Source organism: Alteromonas sp. KUL49 (genome assembly GCF_006538345.1).
Lineage (GTDB): Bacteria > Pseudomonadota > Gammaproteobacteria > Enterobacterales > Alteromonadaceae > Alteromonas.
Genome location: NZ_BJKL01000002.1, coordinates 23,238 through 38,565, shown reverse-complemented (window position 1 = coordinate 38,565; position 15,328 = coordinate 23,238). Strand labels below are relative to the sequence as shown.

The 15,328-nt window shown below is 44.2% G+C and carries 11 protein-coding genes and 1 pseudogene; 2 read left to right on the top strand and 10 right to left on the bottom strand.

Going from position 1 to position 15,328, the window contains the following annotated elements:
- Positions 1–3 precede the first annotated feature (3 nt).
- Positions 4–1,062 carry an efflux RND transporter periplasmic adaptor subunit gene (locus tag EYS00_RS03340; protein WP_130635160.1) on the bottom strand — a complete coding sequence of 353 codons (1,059 nt, stop codon included), beginning with the start codon at positions 1,060–1,062 and terminating at the stop codon, positions 4–6.
- A 172-nt stretch (positions 1,063–1,234) separates the two neighbouring features.
- Between EYS00_RS03340 and EYS00_RS20805 the strand changes: the two genes are divergently transcribed.
- Positions 1,235–1,600 (top strand): TetR/AcrR family transcriptional regulator, encoded by a 366-nt coding sequence (locus EYS00_RS20805; protein WP_242618638.1) that lies wholly within the window; start codon positions 1,235–1,237, stop codon positions 1,598–1,600.
- Positions 1,601–1,608: 8 nt separating this feature from the next.
- Positions 1,609–1,845, top strand: a complete 237-nt coding sequence (locus EYS00_RS20800; RefSeq protein ID WP_242618657.1) for a TetR/AcrR family transcriptional regulator C-terminal domain-containing protein — start codon at positions 1,609–1,611, stop codon at positions 1,843–1,845.
- On the opposite strand, the gene EYS00_RS03330 is transcribed toward EYS00_RS20800, so the two are convergent.
- From EYS00_RS03330 to asnS, 9 genes and pseudogenes are all read right to left on the bottom strand, one after another.
- Positions 1,842–2,327 carry a GNAT family N-acetyltransferase gene (locus EYS00_RS03330; RefSeq protein ID WP_130635159.1) on the bottom strand — a complete coding sequence of 162 codons (486 nt, stop codon included), beginning with the start codon at positions 2,325–2,327 and terminating at the stop codon, positions 1,842–1,844. The genes EYS00_RS20800 and EYS00_RS03330 overlap by 4 nt on opposite strands.
- Before the next feature lie 73 nt (positions 2,328–2,400).
- Positions 2,401–5,574 carry an efflux RND transporter permease subunit gene (locus EYS00_RS03325; protein WP_130635158.1) on the bottom strand — a complete coding sequence of 1,058 codons (3,174 nt, stop codon included), beginning with the start codon at positions 5,572–5,574 and terminating at the stop codon, positions 2,401–2,403.
- An 11-nt stretch (positions 5,575–5,585) separates the two neighbouring features.
- Positions 5,586–6,736: pseudogene (locus EYS00_RS03320) on the bottom strand (efflux RND transporter periplasmic adaptor subunit).
- A gap of 144 nt (positions 6,737–6,880) precedes the next feature.
- Positions 6,881–7,948 (bottom strand): GGDEF domain-containing protein, encoded by a 1,068-nt coding sequence (locus EYS00_RS03315; RefSeq protein ID WP_242618637.1) that lies wholly within the window; start codon positions 7,946–7,948, stop codon positions 6,881–6,883.
- A gap of 33 nt (positions 7,949–7,981) precedes the next feature.
- The gene (locus tag EYS00_RS03310) at positions 7,982–8,596 is read right to left on the bottom strand and encodes a membrane integrity-associated transporter subunit PqiC (protein WP_130635156.1); all 615 of its coding nucleotides are present in this window, start codon (positions 8,594–8,596) and stop codon (positions 7,982–7,984) included.
- A 119-nt stretch (positions 8,597–8,715) separates the two neighbouring features.
- A complete protein-coding gene (pqiB, locus tag EYS00_RS03305) occupies positions 8,716–10,344 on the bottom strand; it encodes an intermembrane transport protein PqiB (protein WP_130635155.1) in 1,629 nt (542 codons plus the stop codon).
- Positions 10,341–11,465, bottom strand: a complete 1,125-nt coding sequence (locus EYS00_RS03300) for a paraquat-inducible protein A (RefSeq protein WP_130635154.1) — start codon at positions 11,463–11,465, stop codon at positions 10,341–10,343. The genes pqiB and EYS00_RS03300 overlap by 4 nt, the downstream gene beginning before the upstream one ends.
- Positions 11,466–11,626: 161 nt before the next feature.
- Complete coding sequence (locus EYS00_RS03295) at positions 11,627–13,624, bottom strand: methyl-accepting chemotaxis protein (RefSeq protein WP_130635153.1); 1,998 nt, start codon at positions 13,622–13,624, stop codon at positions 11,627–11,629.
- A gap of 242 nt (positions 13,625–13,866) precedes the next feature.
- Positions 13,867–15,264 (bottom strand): asparagine--tRNA ligase, encoded by a 1,398-nt coding sequence (gene asnS, locus EYS00_RS03290; protein ID WP_130635152.1) that lies wholly within the window; start codon positions 15,262–15,264, stop codon positions 13,867–13,869.
- Positions 15,265–15,328 lie beyond the last annotated feature (64 nt).

Below are 15,328 nucleotides of genomic sequence, written 5' to 3'. Positions count from 1 at the left end.
AAACTACAAATCTCCGTTGTAAGGAAGAACAGTAGTGTCTGTACGCATTTTGGATGCACCTGCAGCAACAATTTGATCACCCAATGCCAACTCACTTTGAATGATGGCAAATTGCCCTTCTATATGGTCGACAGATACCGCTACTTGAGTAACGCTCTGTGTGTTCTCATCATACTTCCATACATTGAATCCACTGGCATCGTCGCCAACAAGCGCTTTAATGGGGATCATCATGCCTTCGGCATAGGCATTGCCGTTAAGATTAACTCGTACTACTGCACGGGCACCGGGTGTTAATGGCAGATCTTTTTGGGGTTCCATTGCAAATACAGCTTCGTAGGTCTGCGAGACAGGATCGGGTTGAGTGTTGTGTTCCACGTACTCGACAGGAAACCATACGTCGCGTTTGGTGGCGAGCGTTGCACTAGCGGATAATATGCCACGCCCAATATTAGCGGTAAGCAGGCGCTCTGGAACATTAATGTTGAAATAGATTTTTGATACGTCTTGAAGTCGAGCAATGGCATCGCCAGCACCGACAAAACTATTGTTTTCTACTAAACGCTCAGAAACTTTTGCATCAAATGGTGCGTAAAGGCGAGTGTAACTTAAGTCTTGTTCGGCATTCTGTACGTCGATAACCGCTAGCTCATAACTAGTTTTGGCAGAGTCCAACGCGCTTTGTGCAACTAAATTCTGTGAGAACATTTTCTCAATCCGAGCAAGCTCTCTTTTCGCCTGTTCCATTCGGGTGGTTTGTTCTTCTAAGCGTCGAATAAAAGGGGCGCGATCGATTGTCGCGAGTAGTTTTCCTTCACTAATGTCACTTCCGGTAACAAGGTCTACTTGCACTAAGCGACCTGATACTTCGAAGCTTAAGTCGACGGTTTTTACTGCAGACACAACGGCCGGAAAGGTGAATTCTGTATAGCTAGGAACGTCGGTAACACTGGCTAGTTTTACGTAAAGTGGGCGATCTGACTCAGATGTGTCTACTTCCTCTGTGGTACAGGCGCTAATAAGTAACAACGAAGCTGATGCTATAAGCATTGACTTGAACATGTGTAGTCTCGACATTTTTAGGTTAATCCAGAATGACTGTGTAATGAGTATAGACCCGAAATTCACAGGAATTAAAAAGTAAACTGATGAGTGTATTTTAGTGTCATTTATTGAAAAGTAAACTGTTCAGTGTAAAATGGTTGTCATTATATATGCTCTTATAGATAGAACTATGGTTAGCGGCACCCGTACTCGAAGCGATGTAAAACGAGAAGCTATTATTAACGCGGCAAAACAGGCCTTTAAAACCTTTGGTGTAAACGGCACAAGCATGGACAAGTTAGCCGAGATGGCGCAGGTGTCAAAGCGCACGGTATACAACCATTTTAGAGCTAAAGAAGACTTAGTAATGTACCTGATTAAAGAGCAGTATCAGAATGCATTGGTTGATGCAGACGCAGCTTATTGTACTGACGTGTCTCTTGAGACACAGCTGGTGGAATTACTTATGGCGCAAATTAGTTTCTCAACCAGCGAAGAACATATGGATTTGGCGCGAGTTGTTATTGGCCATTTTTTTACGAGCCAGATAAACTAAAAGACGAAATCACACAACTAAAGGACCAAGAGACCTTTTTCCATCGTTGGCTTCGGGCCGCCAAGCAAGATGGTAAACTTGCTTTTGATGATGTTGAAACTGTATGCATTGAACTCGATGCATTAATTAAAGGACAGTGTTTTTGGCCTCAGTTGTTTAAATTGGAAGAACCACTAACTGATGCTCAAAAACACACTATTGCCTCTAATACTGCGCGACTCATCTTGAGTCGATATCAAGTTTAGGCGTTTGCAAAGTCGATGAGTGTTTGGCCATCCATTCGGTAACCGATCCACTCATCTTTTGGCTTTGCGCCTAAAGACTGATAAAAATCAATAGCGGGAGTGTTCCAATCGAGAACACTCCACTCAAAGCGTCCACAATTATTATCTACAGCGATTTTGGCCAGATGTTGCAGCAAAGCTTTTCCTGCGCCTTTTCCACGAAAATCCGGTGAAATATAAAGATCTTCTAAATAAAGTCCATTTCTGCCTTGCCATGTAGAATAGTTGAAGAAGTACACGGCAAATCCTGCGGCTTTCCCGTCTTGTTCACAAATAACGGCATGAGCAGTAGCACCCTCATCGAACAAGGTTTTTTCAAGATCAATTTCCGATGCCTCAACCTCGTGTTCAGCTTTTTCGTAAATAGCCAGCTCTACAATGAAGTGTCTAATGAGGGAAATATCTTCTCTAGTGGCTTTTCGAATAACAGGGGAAGCGGACATGAGTTTTTCCTTAACTTAGAAACAAAGATGCCACCTATATGGTGGCATCTTTAGTTAAAAACAAGGTTGATAATTAATCACTTATTCCAGTGTCTGTTGCGCTGTCAGATAAGTCTACTGACACACTATCATCCTCTGATGGCTTAAAGACCAGTCTTTTAGCCTTGCCAAAGGGTTTAGCTAGGTCAAGTAATATCAAGTACAAACATGGTACGAGAATAAGTGTAACGAGTGTGGCGTAGAGAACAGCAAAACCAAGTGCTACGGCCATCGGAATAACAAACGCGGCTTGCAAACTTGTTTCGAACATGATCGGTAGTACGCCCACGAACGTGGTGATTGAAGTGAGTGTGATCGCTCTGAAGCGTGCACTGCCAGCCTCTGTCACTGCCTCTCTCACACTGTAACCTTGCGCACGGCGCTGGTTAACAAAGTCAGTCATTACCAATGAGTCGTTGATCACAACCCCCGCCGCCGCAATCAACCCAAATGTCGACATCATACTTAGATCAATACCAAGTAAGAAGTGCCCCCAAATTGCGCCAGTTAAGCTGAAAGGTATGACCGACATTATGATTAACGGCTGACCGTAACTTTTGAGCGGCACCGCCAACAGAATGTAGACTAATATCATTGCCGCTAAGAAAAACAGTATTTGCTCATTTTGTTGGGCTTGCTGCTCTTCTATCGCACCACCTAATTCTGTCATTACACCAGGGAAAGACTCTTGGAGCTGAGGAAGTAGTTCTTCAGAGATAGTCTCCACCACCTCATTGGGTTCTACCTGCTCTTCGTCAATACTGCCCCATACGTATACGCTGCGGTAGCCACCTTCTCGACGAATGTAGCTAATACCAGGCTTTTCTGACAGGGTAACCACGTCACCCAGCATCACCTCTTGGCCATCTGACGTGCGTATTACGGCATACTTTAACTCTGCAAATCGCTCTCTTGTTAGTTCAGGATAGCGCACCATTACGCGAACTTCTTCGCCATTTCTAATGACTCGCTGGGCTTCTCCACCATAGAAACTCGCACCCACCTGACTAGCAATATTCGAAAGCGTTAGTCCTAAGTCATAGGCCACAGGCTTAAGCACCATTTGTACTTCCTTGCTGGGTGGATCTATGGTTGAGCTTACATCAAATAATCCTTCCTGCTGTTGGAGCATTTCAATAAACTTGAGCCCAGCAGCATTTAAGGTGTCTAGGTCTGCGCCAAATATGAGATAGCCAAATTCGCCATCGTCACCATCACTGCCATTTACGTCATCAATCACCGTAAATGACTTCATGCCAGCAATATCAGGAATGGCCGTACGCCAACGTCGTGCAAGCTCAAAGGTATTCATGACACGCTCTTCTTCAGCGACTAGCGGAACAAGAATACGCCCTTCATTACGAGAGTTATTGAACACCAAACGGTCACGAATCATACCGGAGCCAAACTCCTTAACGATTTTTTGCTCCTCGTTCAGTAAGACTTGCTCAATGGTCTTGAGTGCATCAATAGTAGTGCTGTCCGAGACATTCTCGTTCATTTCTACTGAAATACTTGGGAAGTCATGAGGGACTTTAGGGTTGGGAACCATGCGAACATAGTTGGCGTTTATTAACCCTAAGCTAAGCATAAACAATGCGATAAATGCGAATAACACGGCCCATCGCCATTCGAGTGCACGTTCAACGGTTCTACGGTAGGGACCATTAACAAAGCCCATAAAACGCTTGTTAAAGCGAGCACGCCAACTGGATTCTTTAACTGGTGAAAAACGTGTGTGGGCCAAGTGAGCTGGCAAAATGAGTTTGGACTCAATCAAACTGAATACCAAACACAGAATAACGACAACAGCGATGTTGTAGAAAAATGCGCCCTCAGGTCCACTACTCAGCGTAAAAGGTGCAAATACTGCAATCGTAGTGAGAACCCCAAAGGTTGCAGGTGTGGCGACTCGCTTAGCACCGCGAACCACATTGTCGATACCGCCGCCTTTACTCTCTATTTCGGTATAGGCACTTTCCCCGATGACAATGGCGTCATCAACTACAATCCCCAGTACCATAATAAAGGCAAACAAAGACAGAATATTAATGCTAACGCCGAAAATAGGCATCATCATTACTGCACCCAAGAAACACACGGGTAGGCCAACCATTACCCAAAAAGCCAGTCTAAAGCGCAAGAATATGGTGAGCATTAGTGCAACAAGAATCGAGCCTTGGAAAAGGTTCTTAAGCATCATATCCAAACGAGCATTGAGGTAGTAGGTCATATCTACCAGTATTTCCAAGCTCACTCCTGGAGGTAGGGTTTTATTGCGCTCTTCAATAAAGGCTTTGACTGATTCAGCAACCGGGATGGTATTTTGGGTTTTTGTGGCTTTCACAGACATGAAAATGGCGTTCTTGCCATTGAACTTAAAGTAGCGTTCGCCTTCGGTGAAACCGTCTTTAATTGTTGCAATGTCACCAAGCACAACGCGACTTCCCGCTGTCCCCATTTTTACAGGAATTTGCGCGAATTCTTCGCCGCTGTAGTATTGGTTTTCTACACGAATAGATACGATGCCAGTGTCAGTTCTTACTTGGCCAGCGGAAATGTTGGCAGAGTAGGCATTAATTGCACTCGTTACATCGTTAATGTTTAGCTCGTACTTACGCAACATTTCTGGGTTAATTTCGATAGCTATTTCGTCCTCTGGGGCCGAGTTTTCTACCAATGAGACGTTGCCCAATTGGAGTAGCTCATCTTCAATCTGCGTTGCTATGAGCTTGAGCTCGTTCAGTGGTACGTCACCCACTATTGGCATTTCGATGACATCTTGACGAAATTCAATTTGAGAGACATTCACTGGTTCCATGTCTGCAGGAAAGGTGGCTATGCCATCTACTCGAAGCTTCACTTGGTCAAGTACATCGGTGAGTTCAGCGTCGGTATCAATTTCAAGTGTGACCCTGCCTGAACCTCTGAACGCTCGAGAAACAATACGTTTGATCTCGGTAACGTCTTTGAGTGCTTCTTCAATTTTAATCAGAATACTTTCTTCAATTTCTTGAGGAGAGGTTCCAGGGTAATTTGCAGACACATTGATGTAGTTGATTTCAATGTTGGGAAACATCTGACGTTGAATCGTAAAGTAACTGGCAATACCCATGATGATAATAAAAATCATGAGTAGGTTAGCTGCAACGGAATTGCGCGCAAACCAAGCAATAATTCCGCGCTTGTCGTCGTTAGGGTTTTCCATAATACGCTTCCTTACTGGCCGAGAGTGCGATTGGCGACAAGCTCTTCACCTGTCAGCAGGCGCACATCCATACCGTTTCTAGGGTATTCAGGAAGAGAAACTACAACACGAGATGCGTCAAAATTACCTCGAATAAGAAAGTCACTACCTTCTTCGCGAATGACATCGATAGGCTGTGAAATGAGTTTACTATCGCCATCCAAGGTCCATACTATTTTCTGCGTAATTAGGTCTTGAGGAATGCGATAAACCTGTTGAAGCGTTCTGCCCTTGTATTCAACAGTGGCATAAGAGCCAAATTTCACTATTGGTTTGTTGCTGTTAAGCGCGTAAGGGTCCTCGATTCTGGCGACAAACTGTGACATTCGTGTCGCTGAATCAACAATACCCGTGTCGCGGTGAATGGTACCTTCAACCATGAAGTTAGATTGGCTGTCTAATACTATTGTCGCTTTGTCGCCTATCGGGTTTTCGTTCATGAAACCGCGGTCAAATCCAGCGACAGGAAACGTAATTTCTGCATATTCCACGTTATTAATGACAGCGGCGACCGCGCCGGTATTCAAGTAGTCGCCAGTACTTATATTGCGTTCAATAATGAGCGCGTCGTAGGGGGCTTTTACGTCGCAGTTTGCCAGATCGCGCTGCGCAATTCGCAATTGAGCTTGAGCTGACTTGACCGCCGCTTGAGCACTTAAAACCTGTGGTTTTCTGAGATATAAATCGGTAACGCTTGAAGCAGGAAGAGACTTTGATTCGCGCAGAGCAACATCGGCTTGCGCTTCTTCTTGAATCAGTTGAGCTTTGGCACTCGCCAAATTAGCTTCAGCCAGCAGTAGCGCCGCCTCGTAAGTGTCTTTTTCATGCTAAAAAGAACTTCGCCACGGCGAATCAAACCACCACTGACAAAATTAGGATTCCAAGATTGCACTTCACCTGATACCTGAGCTGCTAGGTTAGTGCTTTCCAATGGCATCACCTCGCCATAAGAGGATAGTGAAACGGTAACGTTCTCTGGTAATAGGCTTTCAATGGTAACGGTTGGGCGAGTGTCGACCTCTTCTTGTTCATTATTATCGGAAGCAGAGGCTTCAATGCCTTTCATTCCTAGATAACCAACAATTAAGATGGTTATTGGTACGACAATTTTCATTACTTTCATGTGTGTGCTCGCTAAAAATCCATTGGTCTAGAGTAATTCTAGCGAGAAAATGTGTCGAATATATAATCTAATTGTAAGAATTCGTGAGGCAATGCTAATTAGCTTGCTTTCGCGTCGTTTGGTAGCGGAAAAGAATATGTGAAATTACAGGGCTGAAGCAGGGGTTACGCGATTGCGGCCGTCACTCTTTGCTCGGTACATAGCTTGGTCGGCTAAATTGAGTGCTTTGTCTACATCTAGGTCTTTTGACACTTCGCATACCCCGAAACTAGAGGTAACTTTAAAGCTTTTGCCGTCAATTACTATTGGAGAGTCACTCAATATGGCGCGGATTTCCTCTGCGACCAGCATCGCTTGCTCTTCTGAAGTTTCAGGGAATATAAACAAAAACTCTTCGCCACCCCATCGTGCAACTATGTCATGTTTCCTAATACGATTACTGAACACTTGAGATACGCGTTTAAGTACTTCGTCACCACCCTTGTGACCAAATTTATCATTAACTGATTTAAACCGGTCAATGTCTGCAATGGCAACACAGTACGCTTGTTCATTGCGCTTCGAACGAGCTTCCTCTTGATCGAGGCGTTGCTGAACGCCCCGGCGATTTAGCAAATGAGTAAGGGGGTCGTGCTGGGCTTGGCGTTCAAACTGTTCACTTAGGTACATCGCAGTATCGTAACTTTTTTGACGGCTATATTCGTAAAAGGCCGACAAGAAAGTTACTGTCATAAATGACAGAATTAACCTCGATTTAAATGCCGTTGTGTACGATGCCAACAGTAAGGCGTCGTTTGGCATAAACAACAATATACAAATAAGAAGGGTGAACAAAACTGTTGCGAGCAAACCACGCTGGAATCCTGCAAAGAACATCGTCACCGGCGGTACGGTGTAAATCCACAAGGGGCCGGTGTTTTCACTCCCACCTGTTATCGTCAAGATTGCCATCAGCATCATCAAACAGCCAAGTAAGAGAGACATCGCGATAACACGACCTTTAGCGGTTCTATTACGCACTTGAATTTGCTGAGAAATAGCGAAAATAACTGAAGATACTAGCAGTATGGTTGCGAGTGGATAGTCACTAGAATGTATTGCCGACAACCCAAGAAAAAAAGTGACCCACATGCCGACCGCAGAAAACAAGTTAACAACAATTATACGGCGATTGACTTCCTCGTCGTATTGACTGCTGGTGCCTTGTGACATGTATTTTTTAACTAGACTAAACATACTGCGGAGCTAATTTACCTTTAACAAACTGCTTAAGTCACTGGAAAGCGAATTAATCACTGAACGCATAGCCAATATACTGTGATCAAATCCGTCCTCAGACAGTGATTGAGTATAATGAAACTCATGCACACTTACTTCACCGCTTTTATCTTTCAGCTCAAATCTACCTTTGAGTATGACGTAACCTTGCCATGTTGGTAGAAAATCGTCGATAAATAGCGACAGCGATACCAATTCATTGGCATTCGTTGGCACCCTTGCGGCTGAAACTAACTGTATATTATTCCGCTTCATACCATCTCTAAGGAGTTGGTTAATGCCTACATCAACGGATTCGGACCAAAAGTGTGACTGGGATATGTGTAGTTCCGCAGGACTCAGTTGGTAAACTAGCCCAGCCTGTTTCAAATAGTCTGGAATAACTAATGCGTTTAATACTACTGTTTGTTGAAAATTTAGCTCAGCGGATGAATCGCCGGACGCTGGTGCTACGCCATGTAGTAAGTAATAACGAAGCGGCGGCGCACTTGATGAGCAGGAAATTACGCCTGACAAGATACAAAACAGCAAAAAGAATTTACTGAATTTTCTCGTTGTATAGCGCTTAGCATTGTTCGTCATGCTATTCCTTTTTGCCGTTTGGACTCTCAAGTTTGTTCTCTAATAATACGCCTTTACTACTATTTGAAAAGCCTTTGTTCTTTTAACTTATTGTTTTGGATTAATCTTTCAATGGTTAATTAAGGCTTAGCTTGTGGTTGTATATCCTCTTGAGTTGCAGGAAATATCAAACTATTGGGTGATTGATTCAGTTTATGTAGTATAGGTTGGATATTGCGAAGTGCCATTTGCATTGAATCAACAGTCTCCTTGATTTCTGCCTGACTCAGACCACCTTCACTGTAATTTTTGAGTACTGAATCAAGTCTTACTAACACCTGATTGAGGTTAGCGTTTAGAGATTTTGTGTCGATATCAGCAATGAGTACATCAAAGTCATCACTTGCTGTCTCTACTGCTTGCGCGGCTGACTGCATGTCATTTACTGCTACTTGAATACTCTGAACCATTTCAGACAAAGGCAATGCGTTGATTTTGTCGAGAATGGCCTCTGCTTTTTGTGTTATTTGAGTAAACTCGTTGGAAACCGTGGGAATAACGTTGTAACCAGCTACCATTCGTAGTTCTCTGGGCTCTGGGTCTTCTACGTGTTGAAGATCAACAAACAGACCTCCAGTGAGCACATTACCCATTTTCAAACTTGCTCGAAGATCTCGCTCCAACCAATTTTGCATAGTCTGCTGTACATTAGTGAGTCCCTCTTGAGTGTCTTGCTGGCGTACTTTTCCAGGATAAATATTGATAATAACTGGAATAGGGTAGTCTTCTTCAAGGATGTTACCCTCGATGGAAGGGATGGAATTAATAGCGGCAACGCTGCCTATCTCAATGCCACGGTATTCCACTGGCGCACCAACGGTGAGCCCTCGCACACTCTCTTCAATAAGTAGTAGGTATTTTGCAGCTAGCTTGTATCTGGCATTTGCTGCGGTTGCGGCATCTTCATAAACGGTGAACTCAGCTCTACCGATAATCTGTTCCCCAGGTTGTGCGCCCTCTGGAATGCCAAAGGTTATGCCATTTGCTAACAGTGTTTCAATACTACCCGTTTCCATCTTGAGACCGCTAGAGCCCAAAGAAAACTTGACACCGCTCACGTCCCAAAAGCGCGTATTTTCGGTAATGAGCTTATGATAGGGGGCTTCAATAAAAGCTCGATAATACACCACTCGCTCATCAACATTGAACTCGGCGTCTTCAAACTCGCCGACTTTAAACCCTTTGTAAATAATAGGATCACCCGCGTTGTAGGCATATTCCTCATCGCTTTTTAAGCGAATGTGAAGACCAGGCGTACCTAGAGGCGTCACCGGCGGTCTGCTCAGGGCGACAAAATGTTGCTGCGCCTGGCCTTGATCGTTAGCAGACATTGCAATGTAGCTACCAGACAATATGGTATTTAAGCCAGAAACCTCAGAGATACTTATTCTTGGCGCAATGACCCAAAAATCTGTGTATTCAGTCAACAAATGCGCTGCGCTAGCATCAATTCTTGCGGTTACCAGTACACCATCTAAATTGGGTTTGAGAACAATTTTTTTGACAATACCCACGTCCAAATCTTTGACTTTTATTGGTGTTTTATTGATCTCTATGCCACTGGCAGACGTGAGTTCAATGGTGATAAGAGGCCCTTGATTTTTCCACTGATGGTAAATCATCCAGCCACCAACACAGATCACAATCAGTGGTACCAGCCAGATCACTGATATTGATGATGCGGGTTTGATGTTAGCCTCTTGGGTCATGATAGTCCTTTCCAGTTATGCCAAATAAGGCGAGAGTCAAATGTCATTGCAGCAACCATAGTGACAAATACCACTGCACAAAAAGCGAGAGCAGCAGGTCCTGGGTAAATAGACATAGTACTGCCCATTTGAATCAGCGCAACAAGCACTGCGACAACGAAAACATCAATCATAGACCAACGACCGATAGCTTCAATAAATCGATAGTACGACATTCGCTTTTGCGTGTTGATATCGAGTGCAAAATGCACACTGTAATTCAGCCATAGCAAAATGCCAATTTTTGCAACCGGCACAACGACGCTCGCCAAAAAAATGATTGATGCTACGGGGTAGGAGCCTGATTCCCACAATGAGATTACACCGCCGATAATCGTGTTGGGAGAGTCTCCTCCCATAAGCTCAGTGTGCATTATTGGAAGCATGTTCGCAGGGATATAGAGCACTATTGATGTGACGAGAAGTGCCCATGTGCGCTGAATGCTTTTGCTCGCATCAACACGAGAAATCTGTTTTGGTGATCGCGCTCTCGCTGAGAATAACCAGGTTTTGTAGGTATTGGGATCGTAATAATACACCGCGAGGGTAGTAAATATGGTAAACCCAATAAAGGCATAAAATGATAACCCTACTGATACGTCAGCTAGCTCGGTTATTTTTATCAAGCTAACAAGGGTGCCGACTAAAAATATTTCCGCCATGCTCCATGGCAATAATAGGTTAATAGTTTTGCTCACCTTGACGAGATATCGCGGGCGAGTATTGGCAATAAAATGCCAACTCATGGTAACGAAGCAGGAGAGTACAATTCCCGGCAACAATAAAGTGGCTACGCCTGTAATGATGGCTAAAGACAGGTAATCCTGAGAAATTAATACGCCCAACCCTGAAGGCAAATCGATACTATGGTGTTGGCCGCTAGCTCGAAACGTCAGAAAATTGAAGGGGAGCGACAAACCAAGGAAAACTAAGGCGCTCAAAGAGAATGCCAATACTCTTTCCGTGGCATTCTTTCTTACGGTAAGTAATGTGTGCCCGCATCGAGGGCAAACTGCACGTGTACCCGCAGAAAGTTGCGGTACTGAACAAACATTGTGGCACTGCTCGCAGTGTAAATGCATTTACGCCTTTGACTTAATTTGGTTCTGACGAGTAAAAATATGTAAACAAGAAACATACGCATAAAAAGCACAGTTATTGCTTGGGGCTATGTGCATTTACCAGCATAGCGCAGTGAGTAGAGTGTGCACAATACAAATTACCGTGCACACTATTAGATTACTTACTCAGGTTCAGCAAATGTGAAGTTAGCCATGGTACGTTTAAGCATGTCGTTGTTGTCTTTCATTTTTTCTGCGAGCTCAGCTAAGTTCTTAGCTATTTCAACTTCATGCTCTGACGCTTCTTGAACAGAAAGGATATCTTTTGCGACCTCCATTGAGGTCACTGCCTGTTGCTCTGCACTGGCGGACGATGTATTTGCTAGACTTTCTACCAATACTGCAGCATCTTGTGCTTGTTTGGCGTTGACTTCCCCCTCTTTGGTAATATCTACGATACTTTTGGCAAACTCCGCATTACGTGATACGCCTTCCACTACATCTATGTTTGCTTGCTGTAGTGAAGATAGTAAAGTTGATATTTGGTCAGATGACGCTCTACTTGCACTAGCAAGTTTTCTTACCTCATCGGCAACTACCGCAAAGCCTCGTCCGTGTTCACCTGCTCTAGCTGCCTCTATTGCCGCGTTAAGTGCCAGTAAGTTGGTTTGGTCGGACAGGGTGTTAATTGTATCTAATATGGAGGTTATTTCAGTAACCTGCTTTTCCATCGCCGCGACGCTTTTCTCTACATCTTGCATTTCTGTGTGAAGTCTAACCATAGCGTCGCCAGTTTTGTCGTTCGCTTCTATCGTGTTCACAGAGAGTTGATCTAACTGCTTACTTGCATCCAATGTTTCAACAGCACCTCTCGCAATTTCACTGCTTGTCACAGACATTTCTTCAATGGCTGTGGCAATATTTGAGGCTTTCTGTTGTGTATTGCCAGCGTCTTTGAGCATGACTACTGTAGATTTTGATAACTCTTCAGACAGCAAAGAGCTTACTTGGATAGATTGGCTTAAGCCGACAATAAGGTCGGTCAGGGCCATCACCGTTTTACCAATGGATTGAGAAATTACGCCTAGTTCATTCTGTGACGTAAGTTTTACATCGATAGTAAGATCGCCAGATTCCGAAATTTGGTCCAACTTGTCTGTGAGTGACTTGAGCTGTTTTCTCAGCACCGAGTTCAACACGTAATACAGAATAATCAGTACAGATGCACTAATCACTATGAGTATGATATTCACAGCTACTAGCGTCGATGCTCCACTACGAGTTTTCGCGGCAATTACTCCAATATCAACCCATGTCTTATCTAATAAACCTTTCACATCACCAATTTGTTTTGTAGCTAACGGAAACCATTCACCACTGCTAGGTAGACCATTGAAATTGGGATTACCAGAAGTAAGCGTAGCGGAAATGTCAGCGATTTCTCTCGATGTTGAAGATGACATAACTGAAGAAAACTGAGACTTGATATCACCTTGCAATTTGTCCGTCAGTTGAGATTGAAGTAAAGCTATCTCGCTTACATAGAACTTGAGTTCCTCTTCAACTGCAGGGGCAAGTACTTTTTTGGCTAATACGCCATTAGTTTTACCTCGAAACTGCCCGAGGCGCTCTTTTAATCTTGCAAATAGTATCGCTTGCGATAGCGATGCCTTGGCTTGCACATCATTAACGTACAACATCAAAGAGGTTGCTGTGGCAATGGCCGTTGCATTTAAATTACTGTAAAAGCCAAACGCTGCTGCGCCCTGTTTGTTATTAACTTGAGCGCGTAGTGCATCTTTGCCCTCAATAATCTGGAACAGTGGGCGGAACTCCACCGACAACTGAAGCTCGTCTGCGAGTGGATCTCGCAACAGGGCGTTCAGTGCATTTACTGATGCGTCAGCTTTTGTGCGCTGGCCTCTAACTTTATCAAACGCTGCATCGGTGGGATTGCCTAGAAACCCTGCTGTTAGTCCGCGTTCAACCGCATGGTTATGTGCGATTTTTTCTACCGCATCTATGACTGCTATGAGGTAAGTATCTGAGGCTGCCTGTGCCCGTGCTTGAAACGCTTGGTACATTCCCTTCGACACCAATATTGCGAGTAAGAGTAAAAGTATCCCTGTGCTGATAAGGGTGAATTTTACGAGTGATACATTTCGAATGAATTGACGCATAGTCCATCTCTTGCGGGTGATTATGTAAGTTCTGTTACTGCTAACCGGAGTATAGTTGGTGAATAACGTCTTACCAGTTTTCGTCGAAGATTGGCGCTAGATTAATGAAAAAAAGGATAAATAAAAGGTTTTATTACAGAAAGTTAACAATTTGATTATTGCGTAGTCAGCAGTAAATGTAATCGAATACAAAAAAGCCTCGTTTTACGAGGCTTTATATAAATACGCTTATAAATCAATGCTTAGAAGCTAGCATTACCCGGCGTTCTAGGGAACGGGATAACGTCTCGAACGTTTTGCATGCCAGTAACATAAGCCACTAAGCGCTCAAAACCAAGACCAAAGCCTGAATGTGGCACAGTTCCGTAACGTCGCAAGTCGCGATACCAGCTGTAGTCTTCTTTACTTAGTTCCATTTCCTCGAGACGGGCATCAAACACGTCTAAACGTTCTTCACGCTGTGAGCCACCGATAATTTCACCAATGCCCGGCGCTAATACATCCATTGCGGCTACGGTTTTACCGTCGTCATTAATGCGCATGTAGAAGGCTTTGATGTCTTTCGGGTAGTTCTGCATGATGATGGGAGCACCAACATGCTCTTCCGCCAAATATCGCTCGTGCTCTGAAGACAAATCTACACCCCATTCAACGGGGAATTCAAAGTCTTTACCGCTGGCTTTCAAAATATCGATAGCGTCGGTGTAGTCCATGCGAACAAACTCTGAATCAACCAGCTTTTCTAGTCGCTCGATAGCGTCATTCTTAATTCGCTGTGCAAAGAAAGCCATATCGTCTGGCAGTTCTTCGAGTACTGCTTTGCACACGTACTTGAGCATATCTTCAGCAAGCTGAGCAACGTCACTTAAGTCTGCAAATGCCACTTCGGGTTCAATCATCCAAAACTCAGCTAAGTGGCGTGATGTGTTGGAGTTTTCAGCACGGAACGTTGGTCCGAAGGTGTATACCTTAGACATTGCAGTACAGTAGGTCTCTACGTTTAGCTGACCAGATACGGTAAGGTAGGTTTCTTTACCAAAGAAGTCTTGGCTATAATCCACTTCACCTTTGTCGTCGCGAGGAATATTCATCATATCCAGTGTGGATACGCGGAACATTTCACCAGCACCTTCTGTATCACTCGCTGTTAAAATAGGCGTAGAGATCCAGTTATAGCCACGTTCGTGGAAAAAGCGGTGAATCGCTTGTGACAAGCAGTTACGCACACGGGTTACGGCACCGATAACGTTGGTACGAGGGCGCAAGTGTGCATACTCCCGCAGATATTCAATGCTGTGACGCTTAGCAGCCATTGGGTAGGTATCTGGGTTTTCTACCCAACCTACAATAGTTACCTCTTGGCCATCTATTTCTAGTGCTTGACCTTTACCCTCAGACGCTTTCACCACACCAGTCACTTCTAGCGAGCAGCCAGCAGTCAACCGCTGAATATCAGAATAATTTTCGAGTGAGCTAAGTGCAATTACCTGTACTGGGTCAAAACAGCTGCCATCGTGAACAGCAATAAAAGAAAGCCCTGCTTTTGAATCGCGACGAGTTCTTACCCAACCTTTAACGGTCACCGTTTCGCCTACAGCGTACTTTCCCTTAAGTACATCGACAACGGGCGCATGCGTCATTTTATTTCTCCGTCTTACAGTTCTGTCACACGGCGTTGATTTAGATGGTTTGAAAATGCCGTGT